This window comes from Arthrobacter sp. zg-Y20 (genome assembly GCF_030142075.1).
Classification (GTDB): domain Bacteria; phylum Actinomycetota; class Actinomycetes; order Actinomycetales; family Micrococcaceae; genus Arthrobacter_B.
Genome location: NZ_CP126241.1, coordinates 282,207 through 300,341 on the forward strand (window position 1 = coordinate 282,207; position 18,135 = coordinate 300,341).

An 18,135-nucleotide genomic window follows, 5' to 3' on the forward strand; every position below is an offset into this window, starting at 1 on the left:
TGGGCCCACACGGCACCCGTTCCCCGGGCAAAGGAGACAATGGTGGCGGCTGAAAGCATGACCAAGAGAAGTATGGGAAGAAGGGTGGCAATCAGCACTATTCTTACCAAAAGGTCGGGCCTAATTGACCGGGCCGGTCCATGGAGGCTCGTAGCCCTGCGTTCGGTACTCAACGCACCTCGTCGATAACAGCGTTCTGTTGAGCCGCGCGGCACAACTGTTCACCGCGTTCTTCCTGGCTTAGCTCATTCCAGGCCTGAGCTTGTGCCTCAACCTCAGTTCCGGGCCGACCCATGGAACTCATCTCAGCGGGAGAAACCATCACGCTATTCTCCGGACCGATCATGCTGCTCCGGTCCAGGGCAGCGCCTGGACCATTTACATACTCAGCAGAACAACCGATGAACGGTTCGTACACAGCTGTCTTTGGATCATCCTTGAGCCCACGAAATCCTGTAGCCGAAGCAGGTGAGGGCACAAGCTCATCAGCAGCCGATGAGCTTGTCGTGGACTCCGTCTCGGATTCATCGAGCCCATGGGCGGGTAGCGTGCCGATCCCGAGGGCGAAACCACCCAACATCGACAGAGTAACGACCATTCCTACTGACGGTCTCCGAAGCAAAACGTTCCCCCCCGAACCTCTCCCTCGCGCCCCACGGGCGCGACGCCCCCACCCTACCGGACAAGGAAGTCTTACCTGTGTTACTCAACGGTCTCTGCAGCGAACGGCAGTTAGGCCGGCGCAAACGTACAGCGGCCCTTGGCGAGGATCTCGCCGTCGGCCGAGACTAATGACCAGCAGGGTTCCCTAGCCAGCCTCTGCCGCACCACATCAAACCATCCGGAGTCATCGAGGAAGGATCGACTAACCGGCGAACTTTCCTCTGAAACACTCTGAGGATGACTGAACTACTTCAAATATCGTGGCTGCTTACGGACGCATCACCATAGGGGTGGTGGCAAGATCGCTTCGCTAAACAGAGAAACGGACTCCAGGACCTGTCGCAACAGCCTCAGGCCCGCCTCTTGATCTACTTCAAGAAATAGGCTCGATCCTGCCTCACCAGGTATGTCCCTGCGTCCCCGGATCCTCCCTGCGCCACGATAGACAGAACAGTGACCTGCACACTGTAGGTCCCGTCCCCATTATCGGTAACGTCATACCTAAGGTCGGGACTGTACTGGAGGTGTTCCGCAATGATGTCTACGGCTTCCTCCGCCGAAACAAACTCCACAGTAGCCGGCTGGGGGTTAATCGCCGGGTTTGGAGGTGGAACAGGAGCGGGAGCCTCAGCGGCCGGCGCTTCTGCCGCCGGTGTTTCAGACACCGGCTCAGAGGCCGTCGGCGTGGCAGAGGGCCTCTGCGTTGGGCTCGGACTTGCTGTCGAACTTTGACTCGCCGTCGGACTGGGCGTCGCTGTCGGCGCTTCCGAGTTACTACTGCCACAACCGCTTAATAGGAAAACTGACAATGTCAGAGCTGATACTAAGCTCCCTGCACTGATGTGCTTCAGAGTCTTGGTCGACCGCATCGAATCCCCTCCATTCGTTAGTGATCATAACCTCGCCTCGCGAACTTACCCTACGGCGATTTATGACCGACTGTACAACAGGATCTAATAGGCCATTGGGCTCCAGCGCGCTTCAGTGCTGCTTCATCCATGACATGTCCAGGTTATTCAGCCCGATGACTCCCGGTGTGACGAGCGTTCGCGTGCCCTTATTTTGGTGGGCCATAATGCCAGCGCGCAGGAGGATCACCAAACGCCTTATGGGTAACATTCTCGCGGGCGAAATGGGGTAATGCGTGCAATTCAGGACAAGGATCACTGCGAGCTGCTACTAATTAGCGGCGTCCAACGCCTGGGGACTAAAGGAGACTGCATTTCATCGTCACCCTTGTTTGTTTCAGACGATGCAGTCCAGATGTTGCGCAGTATCGCGATGACATCATCCAGTGATACTCCAGCGGTGTCACTGGCTTCGACGAGTGTACGCATGGTTTCTCTGACCGTTTGCCCGGAACGGATCGCGCCCCTGAAGAGTTCAGCTATGTCGTCGGCCGAGCTCGGTGTGGGAGCATTCACCGAGATGCACTCGAAGTCCCGGTGCTGCCCTCAGCCGTCCATTCAGGAACTTATCCACGCATGTCACGAGTCTCTTCGCGTGGCACGTTCAGCTTTCATTTATTTGATAGATCCAATTGGAGAAGCGGAAGCTGAACACCAATCGCAGACATAGAGCACTGACGACGGATACCGGCCAATCGAAGAAGGGTCCTACACACTGGACTGGAATGCAACTGGCGCAGAACTCACCGTTTCAGAAACTGACAGTATGGGGGGCGCGTCGAACAACAACCAGTCAGCTACCGCCGATGCCAGAGTTTCTTCTGATCATCATCAACTGGAACCCGGAGGCGTCCGATCAGACGGATTGGCGTTCGAGCTCCTGTATGTTCTGGTACGTGTCCAATGAAAAAGAGACGGGAGCCCACATAGAACGAGGAGTGTCAGGATCCAGCTGGCGTCTTTATTTTCGTGGTGCATGGCTCAATGCTGTCTCTGTTGGCGGGCTTGTCTGGGTGTTGGTGGTGATGAGTCCACCCGGTGCCACGGATGATTTCGGTCCTGCTGGCATGGGTTTTATCTTCGCTGCATGGGTTGCAGTTCCCTGGTTTATTTTTTCACTCCTCGTGGGGGGACCGGTGGTTCTTCTGATGCATGCGGCATCTAGTCGGCCGCCGTGGATTGCTCTGTGCACCTGTTTTCTCGCGGCTACGCTAGCGGCGTTAGCCGTCCCTGTCCTGTGGCAGGCGGTTGTGGGTTCCATGACACTCGGGCAGGCTTTTGTTTTTTGGGTGCTCTTACCGTTGCTGAGCGGCGGGTGTTGGGCTTTCGTCATAGCTCGCCGTGTGCTGCCAAGGGGTGGCGGAGGTCGGCATTGAGGCAGGCAACCAAACTGTGAATGCAGTGATGACTGGTGTTCAAAAAACTGCTGGTTCCATTAGTGGTCAGGTGAAATCCGACATCCTGAGTGAGAGCCGTGCCGGTATTGGGTCCGTGAACCCTAAAGCGATGTTCGGGCAATACATAGTGTGAGCACAGACACTGACGGCGAAATCATTCGCCTTGCCCGGGACAACCCGGCCGTCTTCGGGGAACTGTATGACAGGCACGCTGCCGGCCTTTACCGGTATGCAGCGCGCCGGGCAGGGGAGTTCGCTGCCGACGATGTTATTGCCGAAACCTTCCTGGTCGCATGGGAACGGCTCGAGAGCTACGACTACGACCACGACGACGCGCGGCCCTGGCTGTTCGGCATCGCTACCAACCTGCTGCGTCGACACCACCGGACAGAAGCCAGGATGCTGAAAGCCGCAGCGAAGGCAGGTCTGCGGGACTCCGTGGCGGATGAATCCGACAGGGTCGCTGCCCAGACGGATGCCCTGGTGGCCACAGGCCAGATCGCCGTGGCGTTGAAGTCGATGCCCGTCATCGACAGGGACACGCTGCTTCTCTATGCCTGGGGAGACCTGACCTACGAGGGTATTGCCGCCGCTATGGACGTTCCGATCGGTACCGTCCGGTCCCGTCTGAACCGGGCACGGCGGACCCTGCGCAGCGCGCTTGACGCCGTGCAGCTTGCAGACAAAGGAGAACAAGCATGGACGAAATAACACTGCTCCGCGGAATGCGCAGCGGCATTGCCTCCCCTCCGCCGGCAACACTGGCCCGCCACCGCCGCAAAGTTCTGGCAGGCATAGGGGTTGTTTCCTCCGTGGACACCGCAGTCGCGGCACCGCCTCGGGCAGCCGGCCGCGGCAAGGCGCGCCGCCGCATCACTCTGTTGGCGGCAGCGGCGGCCTTCCTCGTCGGCGTCCTGGTGACGGCCGACGTCGTTCTGCCTGATCGCGGCCGGGCAACAGCGGAGGCAACCCAACTGCTTGATGACGTGGAAGCGGCCGCGATGAGTACCGCGGATCCGGTGCTCCTTCCGGGGCAGTATCTGAAAATCGAAAGGGAGGAGTTGTTCTCCAACACTTTCGCGGCGGACGGCGTAGTGCTTTCCTGGGATGCGCTTTCCCGCGATCAGCTCTATGTTCCCTCCGATCTGGAGGGTGAGTGGGTGTGGAACCGGGAAGCTCAGGTTCCGGCAGACTCGGCACCCGAGGTGGTCAAGGAACTCGCCCGCAACCGGGCGGTTAATGATCCGCGAACAGAAGCCGCCATGGTGGGGGTTTTCCGGGCGCCGGGCGGTGACTTCGACGGTGCCGGCTACACGATACTTGGCGTGCCGCCGGCCGATACCAGCGGGCTGCCCCGGGATCCGGCCAAGCTCCTCGACCGGATATACGAGTACACGAAGGACCGTGGGACCCCGGACGACAAGGCATTTGAGATGGTCAAGGAAATCCTTCGCACGGGCGTGATCCCGTCGGATCTCCGTGTAGCCCTGTACCGGGCCGCCGCGCTGATTCCCGGCGTCGACGCTGTGGGCAGCGTGGTCATGGCCGACGGCAGGGAGGGCGTCGCCCTCGGCATGGTCAGCCTCGATGGCATATGGCGCAGTGATCTCGTCATCGATCCTGCCACGGGACTGGTGATCGGTGAGCAGGTTGTTTCGCTGCAGGATTACGACGGCGCCCCCGCCGGTACCGTTTCGTCCTGGCGATCGGTGCGGACTTCCGTGGTGGACTCCGCTCCATGAGGGGATCCGTGAGCGGGACAGCTTTTCTGTTGCTGTCCTCGCTGGAATGGCACGGGACTGTTGCGGTGGGGATCGGGTCTCCGCCGAATAGCGCTGAATGCTCTCGGCTAGGGTGAATGTATGGATGCAGCGACCACGGTGATGCAAGCTCTGATAGCCAATGAGAACGCTGGGTTGGTCATGGATTTTGACGGCGTTCTTTCTCGAATAACCGAGGATCCCGATGCCAGCGAGCTGTTGCCAGGCACGAAGGAGATCCTCTCAAGCTTGGCGACCAGACTCTCGGTTGTAGCGCTCCTCTCCGGGCGACCTGCCGGCTTTCTGGCGGCGCGGGCATCCATTCCAGGAGTAGAACTTTATGGTTCATACGGTCTTGAACACCTCACTGAAAATGGCATCGAGGTTGTCCCCGAAGCTCAACAGTGGATGACAGCGGTGAGAGCAGCCACTCAGGTGTTGCACCGGGAACTAGACAACCTTGAGGGTATCTACGTCGAAGAAAAGTCCCTCGCAGTCGCTGTCCACTGGCGGCGGGCACCAGATCGTGACAGCGCCACGAAACGAATCACCCCGCTCGTCCAAGAAGTGATCGACACTCATGGGCTGCGCCATGAACCCGGCAAGTTCGTCGAGGAACTCCGAATGCCTCTCAAACAGGACAAAGGCACTGCCCTTCAGAGGATCATCAATGCTGGGAATATCCAGACTGTCGCGTACGCAGGTGATGATAGAGGAGACATGCCAGCGTTCGAAGCGGCAACCGCAGCAGGCGGGCACGCGCTAGTTATTGACGGCGCTGACATGGCTCCGGAAGTAAGCAATATAGCCGGCGCCCACTTCGACAGCCCCGAACAGTTCCAGTCCTGGCTGCAGCAACTCAGTGCCGCAGTGCGATAGTAAGGGGTGTCCGCTCCTGGATCGCCTTAGCGGGACGGAGGTTCGAGCCCTTTGAGGTGTTGGTCGATGAGGCGCTGAGCCCGCTCGGACGTCATTCGGTCGGTCTCGGTTACCCTGGCGATGGCCAGGCCGTCGAGCAGCGCCATGAGCATGGCGGCGTCATCCTCCGCGAGGTCCGGGTTCCATTGTCGGAGCAGAGTTGTCAGGCCTTCTTCCATAAGCCGCCAGGATGCCTGATGGGCGCTGGCAACTGCGCTGCTGGTTGTCGCCTTCGAGGCGTAGGACAACCAAATGACCGAAGCGGTGCGGGATTCGTCGTCCACCCCTCCGAGAATCCTGCACACCGCGCCCAGATTCTGCCGCGCTGATGCCTCCGGGTGCACGGCGGAGGCCACCCGCTCGATGAAGTTCCTGGAGACCTCGTTCATGGCCGCCATGATCAAATCGTCTTTCGTCTTATGGTGATGCTGGACGGCACCTATGGAGAGGCCGGCGGCTGCGGCGACGTTGCGGATCGTCACATCCTCAAGGCCCCGCTCAACAAGAATGTCCTGCACAGCCGTAAGAATGCGCTGCGCGCCCGCCGAGGTCATGATTCGAGATTACTCCGAACCAAACCATACGTTCGTATTGTATGCTCGGGGCATGACACGACTTCGTTTGGGCGCCGCGCTATGGACTCTGTGCCTGCTGACCTTTCCGGCTCAGGTAATTGCGGCCGCGCAGTGGCCAAACCCGTACTCCTGGTCCGCAAATTTCATCAGCGATCTGGGCGTGACTGCGTGCAGGACGTTCGACGCCGGCACGCGCGTTGAGCGATACATTTGTTCCCCCGGCCATCTGCTGGCCAACGGTTCCACGATCGCCAACGGAGCCCTCATGGCCGTCGGAGCCATCCTGCTGTGGTCGGCCTGGCCTCGGCAGCGGACAGGGAAAACCGCGATGTCATTCCTCGCCGCGGGCGGTGTACTTGTGATGCTGGTCGGCTTCCTGCCTTGGGATGTTCACCCGGAGGCTCATGACGCCGTGGCCCTTGCCCAGGCCCTGATGCAGTGGATCGGGATGGCCTTCCTTGCCTTCGCACTCAGAGGCAGCGCGGCCGCACGATGGGCGTCAGCCCTGACCTTGGTGAGTCTCGCACTCTCGATTGCCGGTTTTGTTCTTTTCATTGATGCGATCAGCGGTGGGCCATCGATTTCACTGGGCCTCGGCATTATCGAGCGCCTCGCCTTCGATACCCTCACCATGTGGGGTGCCGTGCTGGGCGTGATCCTCCTGATGACGACACTCGGCCACCGGAGCACCACCTCAAACCAGGAAGCGATTCTCGGTTCCGCGCCGACGGGAAGTCTTGCTCTCTGATTCCTCCCGACTCGTAGAACGCCGTGACGAACCCTAGTCCTCAAAAAGGACAAAGTGGACCACCACCACTTCGGCCCCGTAGGGGGTCACCTCGTCGCTCCTCCGCCCGTAGCTTGGCAGCCGAGTAAGCGCGGCGCGCCGTGTCTATGTGTAAACGGAGTTGCCGTCTTCCGTATATACTAAGCACCCTTAGTTTAGGCCGGCCATCAGCCGGAAATGCACACAGCAGCGGATCTGCGCCCCAGCCAAAGGAGCGGATTCGGTGCTGTTCCTTAATATGACACGGACTTTGTCCGCCGATATGAGAGTGAATTATGGAAGACGCCCTTATGACGGGTACCAGTGTGGATTCGAGTGGAGAAGGCAAACACCGACCATCTGGCCCGGCCCGCCAGCGGCACATCAGTGACTTTACGGCTTTGACCCGGCAGGTCCAGGAAGCCGGCTACATGCGCCGGAACTACGGCTACTACTGGAGCAAGTTGATCGGGTTGACGCTGATTGGCCTGGTGCTGGCCTTGGCCTTCGTCCTGCTGGGGAACACCTGGTGGCAGATGGTGACCGCGGTGGTGCTGGCGCTGTTGATGACACAGATCGCGTTTCTGGGGCACGACGCCGCGCACCGGCAGATCTTCGTGTCGCCGAAGTGGAATGAATGGGTCTCACTGATCGTGGTTAACCTTTTTGCCGGTATGGGCCTGGGCTGGTGGAATTCAAAACACAGCAAGCATCATGCTGCACCGAACAAGATCGGCACGGATCCGGATATCGCGCCCGGCGTCCTGGCCTTCACCCCCGAGGCGGCCGACGCGCGCAAAAACCGTTTCACACGCTGGCTTGCCATGAAACAGGGTTACTTTTTCTTCCCGCTGCTCCTGCTTGAGGGCGTCAACCTGCATGTCCAGGGCCTCAAGCGAGTACTGGGACCCGGCCGGGTCAAGCGGCGGTGGGTGGAACTCGGTTTCATCAGTGTCCGCCTGGCCAGTTATGCGGTGCTGGTTTTCGTAGTGCTGTCACCGGGCAAGGGGGCAGCGTTCATCGGCGTCCAGCTCGCCGTTTTCGGCCTGTATATGGGTATTTCCTTCGCGCCGAACCACATCGGCATGCCGATTGCGCCCCGGGACGCGGGCATCGATTTCCTGCGCCGCCAGGTGTTGATGAGCCGAAACATCACCGGCGGCCGGTGGGTGGATACCTTTATGGGAGGCCTGAACTTCCAGGTGGAGCACCACCTGTTTCCCTCCATGTCCCGCCCGAATTTGCGAAAAGTTGCCCCGCTGGTCCGCCAGCACTGTGAGCAGCTGGGCGTGCGGTATACCGAAACCGCGTTGGGCCAATCCCTGCGGGATGTCACCGCCTACATCAACAAGGTGGGCCGCGGAGGCGTGGATACGTGGGCCTGCCCGCTGGCCAGCACGCACCGCGTGTAGCCGGGACGATCTGCCGCACTATTTGAGGGTCTGGTCCTGCATCGGGGTGGCCGCGTCGGGGCAGAGGTTCTCGCTGATCTCCCACAAGCTGGCGGGTGTGGCCGGCGCTCTTCCGAGCCCGTCCGTGGCGCGTGTGAGGACAATTGTGGTTCTGGCAGGTCCGAGCCGTCGTCGTCGCCCGCCCCTTCCGGAAGGCTCACCGTTTCTCCCGCAGAGGAGCGACGTCGTCCCGGGGGTTGCTGCGATCCTGGCGGAGTTGTACCCCGGATCGGCAGTGCAAAGAAACGTTTGCAAATAAACCTTTGCACTGTCATGATGAGGGCATGACCCCGCAGACTGATCCGCAACCAACCCGCGACGGCGACCGCACCCTCGACGGCCCCGTTCTCAAGGCCCTCGCCCACCCCCTCCGGGTGCAGCTGCTCGACATCCTGTCCCAGTACGGGCCGCAGACAGCGAGCAGCATGGGTAAGCGGGTTGGGGAATCGAGCGGAGCGACGAGCTACCACTTGCGGCAACTGGCTCGGCACGGCCTGGTCCGCGAAGTCCCGGATCGAGGGTCCGCGCGTGAGCGGTGGTGGGAACGTCCGCGCGGCTCCCTGATCCTCAGTACCTCCGCGTCGGAACAAGACCCCGCCCTCCGGGAGGCTTCCCGGCAGGTCAACCGGCACTTCGCCCAGGGACGTGCAGAGGCATTGGCGGCATTCACGGCAAGCGACCCGTCTGCACTGCCGGAAGAGTGGGCCGACGCCGCCATGCTCAGCACGCTCAACGCCTACTTCACCCCGGACCAACTCAAGGCACTCAACCGCGACATGGAAGCGTTCCTGCGCGAGAAGCTCGAGACCTACCGCAGTGAACCCGGAGCAGCCAGGGCCCGCCCAGTGCAGCTGCACTTCAACGCCTTTCCCCTTACCGATTTCCAGGAGCAGCCATGAGTTCTGCCAGCCTCGGGTACTGCCCTCCCGCCACCCTCAACGTGCATGCGGGGTTCACCTCCCGTGCCCTGATCCGCCTCGGGGCGGCATTAATTGCAGCCGGTTCCAGGCTGGCCCGCCCCGAGGGGCCGGAGGCGGCGCTCTTCAGGGAGCACCTTGAACGCCGAACGGATGCCAGCGCCGTCGCACACAGCGGGCTTCACCTGCTGTTGTGGCGAGAGCAATGAAGTTTCGATCTGCAGGGGGACCCGTTGCGCGTCCTTTACCGACGCGATGGATCCATGGGTCGGAGTCTTCGAAACACAATGCGGACCCCGATGTGCAGGTCTACTGGTACGACGACGACACGGTTGTCCTGCGGCAGAATAAGGCGGTTCATTACGAGGCTCCCTTCATGTTCCTCCTTTTTGGAGAGGAGCGCGTGGTGCTGCTCGACACTGGAGCAACGGCCGACCACCAACACTTCCCGCTGCGCGCCGTCGTCGACGAACTCATCGAGTTCTGGCTTCACCGTCAATCCGGCGTAGACCCTTCCTACGAACTCCTGATCCTGCATACACATGCACATGGAGACCACGTCGCCGGTGACGCCCAGTTCTCCGGCCGCCCCCGCACAACGCTCGTGCCGGCACACCAGATGGCCGCCTGGCAATACTTTGGGTTCGCTGACGCCCCGGATCAGTCCGGCGAAATTGACCTGGGTGGACGGATACTCACAGTTCTCCCCACGCCGGGTCACGATAGTAGTGCCGTCACGTTCTACGACCCGCGGACCGGGATCCTCTTTACCGGTGACTCGGTGTACCGGGGCCGGCTGTACATCAATGACTGGCCGGCCTTCTCCCAGAGCATTGACCGCCTCATCAAGTTCTGCAATTCGCACCCCGTGACCTACGTCGTGGGGTGTCACATCGAAATGACAAGCACGGCGGGCGTCGACTATCCGGAACGCACGACCTACCAGCCTGACGAGCCGCCCCTCGAAATGACAACCAAACATCTGCACATGCTGCGATCTGCCCTGGACGCTGCAGGTCCGGACCCGGTACGGCTAGTCTGCGACGACTTCATTCTCTGGCCGACGGGTGCACCTTGCGCGCCGCGATGATGCACCGCCTTACCGGCCCCACACGCCGCAAGCGCACGGACGCTGTGACATAACCCCTGCGGTCTTGATTTAGGGTTCGGACGATCCGGATGCCGCTGCCCGGAGCGGCAATGGCCCGCTCGTACCCGCGTGTGCCAGGTTGGCAGAAGGGTTCCCGGGGCACCGGCCGGGGAAACACGTCGTCGTTCTCGCCTGATTCCCTCATCACCAGCGTGCCAAGCACGCAGGCCAAGGCGCGGCAGCTGCTGGAGAGCCCGTTCCCAGCCTCGCCGTCCGATCCCGTCAGCCGGGTATTGGCTGCCGCTCGTATCGCCCTTAGCTGTTGCTTGGCCAATGAGCAGGAATGTCGAGTTCCGGGGGTAGGCGCGTGCACCCGTCACCGTGGGCGGCATTCAGCTGCGCCTGTGTCAGGTAAAGGCTTTTGGAGAGGTCGGCCCCTTCAAGCCGGGCGTCTCTGAGGTCAGCCCCAAGGAGGTCAGCCCCTGAAAGGTTGCAGCCCCGCAGGTCCGCGGCAATGAGATACGCGCCCCGGAGGTCCGCTCCGCACAACGAACGGGACTTCATCGTCTTGCCCATGAGGTCCGCTCCCGGGACAAGCCAGGAATCCAGGTGATCATCACCAGTGGCAAGATATGCGGACCGCACTTCTTCGCTGACGCTCATCAGTATGGACCGAACCCGCTCGTGCGTGCTGCCAAGATCGAGGGATAACGTCTGCTGCACACCGCCCATCGCCTTCTCGATCGCCCTTCTGAGGTCGTTAACCTGGTGAGAGGTATCCGGGTCAAAGGTCCTGCCGGCGGCTTCTGCCAGGTACCAGAGCATCTCGTGAAGCTGCCGGACAATTTTGAACGTTTGGAACATATCTTTTGATGTAGCCGGCTCCGCTTTCCAACTGACTCCTTGAAAAAGGTTTTGGGAGACATTCTGGCCGGCGCCGAAGCAATCAAAAACGGTGCATCCGCGGAAGCCCCGCGGGCGCAGACTGTCGTGGATGGTGCAGGAAAAACCGGTATCGAGGTTTTTGCAGGGAGTCCCTGCCGGTTTGTCGATGGCGAAGTCCGAGGTGCGGGAAAACCCCAGGGCCGTGCAGCAGAGCGCGAAGCAGTTACTGCAATCGGGGCGCAAGGACTGCCGGTCGAGGACAGGTGCGGAGGACGCGGTGGGATCGTTCGATGTGAAGGGCATGTGATCTTTTCTCAGTGAGTTCAATGAAGGACCGGGTGCCAGGGGAACTCGTGAAGGAGTTCCCCTCCAGGGCACACAAAATCACCACTCCCAAGGGAAGCGGGCGGAAATTGCTGCATCGACTCTGGATCACAGAGAAAATAGGTATGTCACTACGGCCAAAAGTAGCATCGCGTCCCACCGGTCGGTTAGCCGACAGGCCTGCGGGCGGGCGAAAGGGTTTCTTCCGAAAGCCCCACGGCAGGAAAACGGACAACGAATTGTGACCGTAACACCGCCGTCGGAAGCTGTGAAACGCGTGCGGTCGAGATATCCGCACGGAGCGGAGGACTCAGTCGTTAAGGCGTCAGACGCATAAGAGCAACAGCGGCAACGAGGGAGGCCCTGGTGGAACAACCGGCAGACGGTGGGCCGGACAAGACGCTGCTGGGCCGGACCTTTCGGATCAGCCTGACCCTCAAGGGACTGGACGGACTGCTGGAGTTTGTTGGTGGAATATTCCTGCTGCTCGTTACCCCCCGCGAGATCGGGTCCATCGTTCAATTTCTGACCCAGCATGAACTCTCCGAAGACCCGGGAAACCTGATCGCCAACGCGCTGAAGCACTGGGCCGACTCGTTGACCGTCTCCGCGTCACTCTTTGGAGCGGCGTACCTCTTGCTGCATGGCCTGGTGAAAATAGTCCTGGTCTGGGCGGTGCTCAAGGACTACCTCTGGGCCTATCCCTGGATGATCGGGTTCCTGCTGGTTTTCATTGCCTTTCAGGCCTACGAAATCTTTGCCTCGTTCTCATGGGCCCTGGTGCTGCTGACCCTGTTCGATATTTTTGTCGTGGGGCTGACCTGGCACGAATACGGGGCGCGCCGGGCCCAAGCCCGGACATAATTTAGGGGCGAAGCCCTGAGAGGATCACCTGGTGAGCAACAGAAGAAAACAGCGCCGGCCGGATGTGACGACCGTGGAGCTGATCGGCGGCCCCGAGAAACTCGAGATTGCGCTGCACGACTACGACGCCGAGTGGCCGGCGGTGTATTTGACCCACCGTCACCGGATCGAGGCCGCCCTCGCACCAGCCCGCGTCGGCATCGAACACATCGGCTCGACGTCGGTGCCCGGACTGGCGGCGAAACAGATCATCGACATTGTGGTTGCGGTGAAGGACATCACCGCCGAAGAGGACTACCTCGATCAGCTGCTGGCCGCTGGATACCAGCTGCGGGTACGTGAACCGGGGCATCGCCTGGTCCGGACGCCGGCCCGGGACGTGCACGTGCACCTGTATGAGCAGGGTGATCCCGCGGTGGAGGACTACCTCCTGCTGCGCGACCATCTGCGGGCGGATGCGGAGGACCGTGCCCTTTACGAGGCGACCAAAAGAACACTGCTCAACAGGCGGTGGGATGACATGAACGACTACGCCGACGCCAAAACCGACGTCATTTCGGCGATCAAGGCCCGGGCGCGGGCGGCCCGGGCGCTCTAACTGCGGCGCCTGTCTAGCGGAGCCGCTCCAGCAGAAGACGGATCGGTCCCAGATCGATTGCCGCGCTGCCCGCAGCTCGTTCCCCGGCCGCCGGCAGGAGGGCGCTGCGCGCACGGCGGACCGCATCCCGGTGACCCGTTTCCACGGCGGCGAGCCCGGTCAGGAACCAGAACACTTCCAGGAGCAGGTCCCGCGGAGGCCCGGGCAGGACGTCAAGGGCAGCACGGGCTTGGGCCAGCCGGCCGGAGCGGGCCAGCAGCAGCGGACGGACCCATGGTTCATGCGGGCCGAAGTCCCCGTCCGGCAGCTCGGTTCCCGCACGGACGGCAGCAGTAAGTTCCGCCAGGGCAGGCAGGCCGGTCCGGAAGCCCGGCATCTCCTCTCCGTCCGGCGGCCGTGGCCCCTGCAGGAAAGTCCAGCGGAACCAGCCGGTAAACACCGTTGCAAGGCCCCGGTCGAAACGGGCGGCCAGCGCGTCGATCAGGTCAGCCTCCTGCTCAGCCGCCGCAAGGTCATCGAGGGCGCAGAGCGCCTGCATCCGGATCAGCCGTCCCTGGATCTCGAACGTCGGCAACTCGGCCTCCACCGCCAGCGCAACAATCTCGGCGCCGATCGCAGCCCGCTCGGCGGCCAGCCCGGCGGTGGAAAACGTCTGGTGGTACCGGGCGCTCAGCGCGAAACACAGCAGCGCGGGATCGTTCAGCTGCCGGGCAATCTGTTCCGCTTCAACGGCCTCCGCCAGCCGGTCCGCCGTGCCGCGGGATTCCATCGCAATGGTGGCCAGCAGCCGCGCCCGCACCCGGGCAGAGGCCCCGGAGGGCAGGATCCGCAGCGTCCGCAACGCGGCGTCGACGACGGCGGCCGACTGTGCGGGATCGTCAGAACGGGTCCAGCTCCCGGGCACCTCAAAGCCGCCGATCACGCGCGCCGCCAGCTCCGGATCGCCGAACTGCTCGGCGGCGGCAATGGCCGCCAGCCGCTGCTCCGCCGCCAACCGGACAGATCCGGACACCGCCAGCACCGGCAATAGGCCGGCCACACTCTCCAGCTGTGCACGTGTGCCGGTTCCCGAAGCGGCGGCGGCGGTCCGCGCCAGGAGCGAGCCGCCGTCGTCGGGCGCCGCGTCCGCACCGGGCACCGGCCCGGACGCCAGATCCAGCGCCGGATCCTGGCGCAGGATGCGCTGTTCCAACTCGGCCAGCCGGTGCCCGGGGTCCAGGCCCAAATCCTGCCGCAGCGTCGCGCGGGCCCGGGCCAGCAGGGCGAGGGCGTCGGCCTGCCGTGCCGTGCGGTAGAGCGCCAGCGCGAGCAGCCGCCAGCCCTCTTCGCGCCACGGATGCTCGCCGATATGCGCATCCAGCAGGGCAAGCACCTCCTGCGGCCGGTCCAGCTCCAGCCGGGCGTCCGCCAGCTGCTCCACCGTAGTTGCCCGCAATTCCGCGATCCGCGCCCGTTCGGCCATTGCCCACGGACGGGTGCCGAACTCTTCGAAGGCGGTGCCGCGCCACTGCCCCAGCGCCGCGGCCAACACCCGTTCGCGTGCTGCCGGCTCCAGTCCTGCCGCGGCCTCCGCATCCTGTTCAACCCGCCAGAGGTCGACGTCGTCCGCCCCCAGCCGCAGCGAATACCCGCTGCCGACGGTGAGCAGGACCGCCGGGGGAGTGCGGGGCAGGCGGTCCGGCTCCAGGATCCGGCGCAGCTCGCCGATGAAGGTGCGGACGGCTCCCACGGCGCCGGACGGAGCGTCCTCCCACAACTCATCGACCAGCCGCTGGGTGGAAACGGTGCGGCCGCGGGCGGCCGCCAGGATGCCGAGCAGTTCACGGTGCCGGGCTTTGGACAGGCGCAGCGGGGTGCCGGCGAGCTCGGCGCCGATGGGGCCAAGAACGCGGATCCACAGCTTACTCACCAGCTGATTCTAGTAGGCGCGGCCGCGCGCTGATTGGGCGCTGATCGGGGCGGGGGAGTGTGGTTGCAACGCCCGCGCTACGCCACGCACCGACACGACGCACCACACGAAGGAGCACCACCCATGGACCTGCAGCTCACCGGAAAGACCGCGTTCATCAGCGGTTCCACCGAAGGGATCGGCTACGCCGCCGCCAGGACGCTGGCCCGCGAGGGTGTGGGCGTGACGCTCAACGGCCGGGACGCCGCACGGCTGGCCGCCGCGGTTCAAACCCTGCAGCGCGAGGTCCCGGGAGCGGCGGTGGACGGTGTGGCGGCCGACTTCGCCGTGCCCTACGACGTCGAGCGGCTCTGCGCGGAACTGTCCGACGTCGACATCCTCATCAACAATGTCGGCCTCTTCGAACTGAAATCGTTTACGGAGATCACCGCCGACGAGTGGCATCGGTATTTCGAGGTCAACACCCTGAGCGGGGCGCAGCTCGCCCGCCGGCTGATGCCGGCCATGCTGGCCCGCGGCTGGGGCCGGGTGGTCTTCATCAGCAGCGAATCCGGCGTCAACGTGCCGGCCGACATGATCCACTACGGTGCGTCCAAAGCCGCCATGCTCGCCCTGGGCAACGGGCTGGCGAAACTCACCAAAGGCACCGGCGTGACTGTGAACTCGGTCTTGGGCGGGCCCACGTATTCCGACGGCGTGGCCCGCACCGTTCAGGCCCTGGCCGCCTCGACCGGGCAGTCCGAGGAGGCCATGAAGCAGGCGATCATCGGGACGAACTCGACCTCGCTGCTGGAGCGCTTTATCGAGCCCGAAGAGATTGCCGCGATGGTGGCGTTCCTGGCCAGCCCGGTCGCTTCCGCAACAAACGGCGCCGCGGTGCGCGTGGACGGGGGAGTGCTGACCGCGGTGGTCTAGGAAACGGCGGATGAATGCGGTCGTTCTGCTACCTTTGGTACATAAATGAACGTATCTCTTCGCTCAGCAGGCTTCAGTCTGCCGCCAGAATGGAGCAGGACCCCATGCCGCACGTCATGGCCACTGGTTCCGGAGTAGCCCTGAACCTCATACGATCCGGGCGAGCCACTTCAAGACGGAGCCTAAGGGATGAACTCGGCTGGTCCAGGATCACGCTGGAACGGCGACTCAAAGAACTGCTTGAGTCGTCAATCATCATCAGTGTGGGACCGTCAGACTCTCAGGGAGGGCGGCCGCCTGAAGAGTTTGCAGTAAATCCGAGTGCGGGCCTGCTGCTTGCCATGGATATCGGCGGCTCACACACGAGACTGGCCATTACCGACTTGACCTCAAACGTGTTGAGCGAGGATGAGGCTGACATTGGTCCGAGCCAGGGACCGGATGACATCTTTGATTGGGCGGGTCAGGTGTTCGATCACATGCTGGCTCGGCTTGGAAAAACCCATCAAGACGTGGTCGGCGTCGGAGTTGGCGTTCCCGGGCCTGTGGACCGTGAAACTGGGCGTCTTGGGACACCACAGGTTGATGCGCAGTGGGAAGGCGTGCTCGTTCAGGAGTTCTTTGCGAAAAGGTATGCGCACGCCATCTTTGCAGTTGATCGGGACGTTAACATTCTGGCCCTGGCGGAAGCGCGTCGCGGCTGGCGGGAGTACACAGACGTTGTCGTAGTCAAGGCAGGCATCGGGTTGGGCTCGGCGTTCGTACTCAACGGCTCCATCTATCACGGGTACCGCGGCGGGGCGGGAGACCTAAGTTATCCGCCGAAGCGGGCGGGGAGGCTCCAGCGCCTGGAAGAGGTGGCCAGCGGCGGCGTGATCCGCGAGGAATTACGCTCCCGCGGATACAAAGTCAGGACGAGCAAAGACATTGTGAATCTTGCCCGTGTGGGCGATCGAGAGGTTCTGAGGCTTCTCTCGGAAACGGGGTCAGTTATTGGGGAGGCTCTCGCTGACGTTGTGGGGTTGCTGAATCCTCAAGCGGTTGTAGTAGGCGGCAACTTGGCAGAAGCGGGCGAAGCGTTTCTGGCGAGCATCCGCGAGGCGATTTTTGCCGGAGCTAGGGACTATGCCTTGGCCGGGCTCGTCGTCGAGCCTTCCCGCCTGGGGGCAATTGCCGGCGTCACCGGGGCATCGCTGATTGCACAGGATGCCCTCTTTGCTCCCGACAGAATCAGCAAATTGACCCGAGATGCCGTGAAGAGCGATTAGCGCACTCCGAGGCCTAAGCGCCCCGTCAGTGCCCTTGCGATAACAACACGCCCTTTGGTCTATTTATAGGCGAAAGGGCGGACGAGGTTGTAGGGTGACTTGAGACACAGTCGGTATCCGCTGGTGTCGTAGACATTTTTCACTGACGAAAGAATGATCGTGGCCCTAGATTTGGCGGAAGCCGTATGTTCCATCGCGACGAAAGCAACCGCAGCTAATTGGCGGGATGCCATTCGGTTGGCCGGCGAGGGGCTGGTTGCAGGCGGGGCGGCAACGGATGAGTACACCGCGCAGATGATTGATGCGGTCGAGGTTCATGGACCCTATATCGTGATTGCGCCCGGCATTGCGCTCGCGCACGCACGCCCATCTGAAGCTGTTCTTCAGGGCGGGCTGAGCTGGGTAAGTCTGGAGCAACCTGTTGAGTTCGGGCATTCGAAAAACGATCCGGTTTCCCTGGTTATCGGTTTGGCTGCGGTGGACCACACAACCCATATTGACGTTTTGAGGGCCTTGGCCGGTGTCCTCTCCCAGAAGGACATCCTCAATCAGCTGGTAGCCGTCACCACGGCAGATGAACTGCGCTCGCTTCTCAGCAAGGCCTCTTCGATTTAGACCTTTTCAACCAACCCCAACGAAAGGCTCCACCATGAAGATCGTTGCAGTGTGTGGCATGGGTATCGGCACTTCGGTGCTGCTCAAAATGAACGCAGAAAAAGTGCTATCCAAGCTTGGCATCGACGCTGATGTTGAAGCAGCAGATCTGGGAGTTGCCAAGGGTGCGGCTCAGACTGCGCAGATTGTGCTCACCTCAGAAGAGCTGGCCACCGAGCTTGGCGAAGTCCCGGCACGCGTGATTATCATCGACAACTTTTTTGACACCGATGAGATCACCGCGAAGCTCACAGAAGCCATCCAGTAGCCTGG

18 protein-coding genes are annotated in these 18,135 nt (G+C 62.2%); 14 read left to right on the top strand and 4 right to left on the bottom strand.

The annotated features are described in order from the left end of the window. Positions 1-169 precede the first annotated feature (169 nt). Positions 170-598, bottom strand: coding sequence for a hypothetical protein (locus QNO06_RS01405; protein ID WP_227913005.1), 429 nt, complete (start codon positions 596-598; stop codon positions 170-172). Positions 599-3,097: 2,499 nt separating this feature from the next. Between QNO06_RS01405 and QNO06_RS01410 the strand changes: the two genes are divergently transcribed. The 3 genes from QNO06_RS01410 (at position 3,098) to otsB (ending at position 5,607) form a co-directional block, all read left to right on the top strand. Continuing rightward, positions 3,098-3,679 (top strand): RNA polymerase sigma factor, encoded by a 582-nt coding sequence (locus QNO06_RS01410; RefSeq protein WP_227913006.1) that lies wholly within the window; start codon positions 3,098-3,100, stop codon positions 3,677-3,679. After that, positions 3,667-4,710 carry a CU044_5270 family protein gene (locus tag QNO06_RS01415; protein ID WP_227913007.1) on the top strand — a complete coding sequence of 348 codons (1,044 nt, stop codon included), beginning with the start codon at positions 3,667-3,669 and terminating at the stop codon, positions 4,708-4,710. Before QNO06_RS01410 ends, QNO06_RS01415 begins: the two co-directional genes overlap by 13 nt. Positions 4,711-4,830: 120 nt before the next feature. Then, positions 4,831-5,607, top strand: a complete 777-nt coding sequence (gene otsB, locus QNO06_RS01420; RefSeq protein ID WP_227913008.1) for a trehalose-phosphatase — start codon at positions 4,831-4,833, stop codon at positions 5,605-5,607. 26 nt (positions 5,608-5,633) lie between these two features. Here otsB and QNO06_RS01425 read toward each other — a convergent pair whose 3' ends face one another. Continuing rightward, complete coding sequence (locus QNO06_RS01425; RefSeq protein WP_227913009.1) at positions 5,634-6,200, bottom strand: TetR/AcrR family transcriptional regulator; 567 nt, start codon at positions 6,198-6,200, stop codon at positions 5,634-5,636. Positions 6,201-6,252: 52 nt separating this feature from the next. On the opposite strand from QNO06_RS01425, the gene QNO06_RS01430 reads away from it, so the two are divergent. The 5 genes from QNO06_RS01430 (at position 6,253) to QNO06_RS01450 (ending at position 10,445) form a co-directional block, all read left to right on the top strand. Then, the gene (locus QNO06_RS01430; RefSeq protein WP_227913010.1) at positions 6,253-6,969 is read left to right on the top strand and encodes a DUF998 domain-containing protein; all 717 of its coding nucleotides are present in this window, start codon (positions 6,253-6,255) and stop codon (positions 6,967-6,969) included. A gap of 329 nt (positions 6,970-7,298) precedes the next feature. Further along, a complete protein-coding gene (locus tag QNO06_RS01435; RefSeq protein ID WP_227913011.1) occupies positions 7,299-8,399 on the top strand; it encodes a fatty acid desaturase family protein in 1,101 nt (366 codons plus the stop codon). Between the two features lie 323 nt (positions 8,400-8,722). Next, a complete protein-coding gene (locus QNO06_RS01440) occupies positions 8,723-9,337 on the top strand; it encodes an ArsR/SmtB family transcription factor (RefSeq protein WP_227913012.1) in 615 nt (204 codons plus the stop codon). Beyond that, positions 9,334-9,564, top strand: a complete 231-nt coding sequence (locus QNO06_RS01445; protein ID WP_227913013.1) for a hypothetical protein — start codon at positions 9,334-9,336, stop codon at positions 9,562-9,564. Before QNO06_RS01440 ends, QNO06_RS01445 begins: the two co-directional genes overlap by 4 nt. Positions 9,565-9,656: 92 nt before the next feature. Beyond that, positions 9,657-10,445, top strand: a complete 789-nt coding sequence (locus tag QNO06_RS01450) for an MBL fold metallo-hydrolase (RefSeq protein WP_227913014.1) — start codon at positions 9,657-9,659, stop codon at positions 10,443-10,445. 315 nt (positions 10,446-10,760) lie between these two features. Here QNO06_RS01450 and QNO06_RS01455 read toward each other — a convergent pair whose 3' ends face one another. Next, entirely contained in the window at positions 10,761-11,633 is an 873-nt protein-coding gene (locus tag QNO06_RS01455; protein WP_227913015.1) for a pentapeptide repeat-containing protein, read from the bottom strand. A 387-nt stretch (positions 11,634-12,020) separates the two neighbouring features. Between QNO06_RS01455 and QNO06_RS01460 the strand changes: the two genes are divergently transcribed. Both QNO06_RS01460 and QNO06_RS01465 read left to right on the top strand, forming a co-directional pair. Beyond that, positions 12,021-12,518 (top strand): DUF2127 domain-containing protein, encoded by a 498-nt coding sequence (locus tag QNO06_RS01460; protein WP_227913016.1) that lies wholly within the window; start codon positions 12,021-12,023, stop codon positions 12,516-12,518. A gap of 31 nt (positions 12,519-12,549) precedes the next feature. Then, positions 12,550-13,116: a GrpB family protein gene (locus QNO06_RS01465; protein ID WP_227913017.1), complete on the top strand. Its 567-nt coding sequence runs from the start codon at positions 12,550-12,552 to the stop codon at positions 13,114-13,116. 13 nt (positions 13,117-13,129) lie between these two features. On the opposite strand, the gene QNO06_RS01470 is transcribed toward QNO06_RS01465, so the two are convergent. Beyond that, complete coding sequence (locus tag QNO06_RS01470; protein WP_227913018.1) at positions 13,130-15,025, bottom strand: AfsR/SARP family transcriptional regulator; 1,896 nt, start codon at positions 15,023-15,025, stop codon at positions 13,130-13,132. A gap of 123 nt (positions 15,026-15,148) precedes the next feature. Between QNO06_RS01470 and QNO06_RS01475 the strand changes: the two genes are divergently transcribed. The 4 genes from QNO06_RS01475 to QNO06_RS01490 all read left to right on the top strand — a co-directional run bounded on the left by QNO06_RS01475 (position 15,149) and on the right by QNO06_RS01490 (position 18,130). After that, positions 15,149-15,940 (top strand): SDR family NAD(P)-dependent oxidoreductase, encoded by a 792-nt coding sequence (locus tag QNO06_RS01475; RefSeq protein WP_227913019.1) that lies wholly within the window; start codon positions 15,149-15,151, stop codon positions 15,938-15,940. 104 nt (positions 15,941-16,044) lie between these two features. Then, on the top strand, positions 16,045-17,208 hold the full coding sequence (locus QNO06_RS01480; RefSeq protein WP_227913020.1) for an ROK family protein: 1,164 nt from the start codon (positions 16,045-16,047) through the stop codon (positions 17,206-17,208). Positions 17,209-17,367: 159 nt separating this feature from the next. Next, positions 17,368-17,823, top strand: a complete 456-nt coding sequence (locus tag QNO06_RS01485) for a PTS sugar transporter subunit IIA (protein WP_227913021.1) — start codon at positions 17,368-17,370, stop codon at positions 17,821-17,823. A gap of 34 nt (positions 17,824-17,857) precedes the next feature. Then, on the top strand, positions 17,858-18,130 hold the full coding sequence (locus QNO06_RS01490) for a PTS sugar transporter subunit IIB (RefSeq protein WP_227913022.1): 273 nt from the start codon (positions 17,858-17,860) through the stop codon (positions 18,128-18,130). Positions 18,131-18,135: the final 5 nt, after the last annotated feature.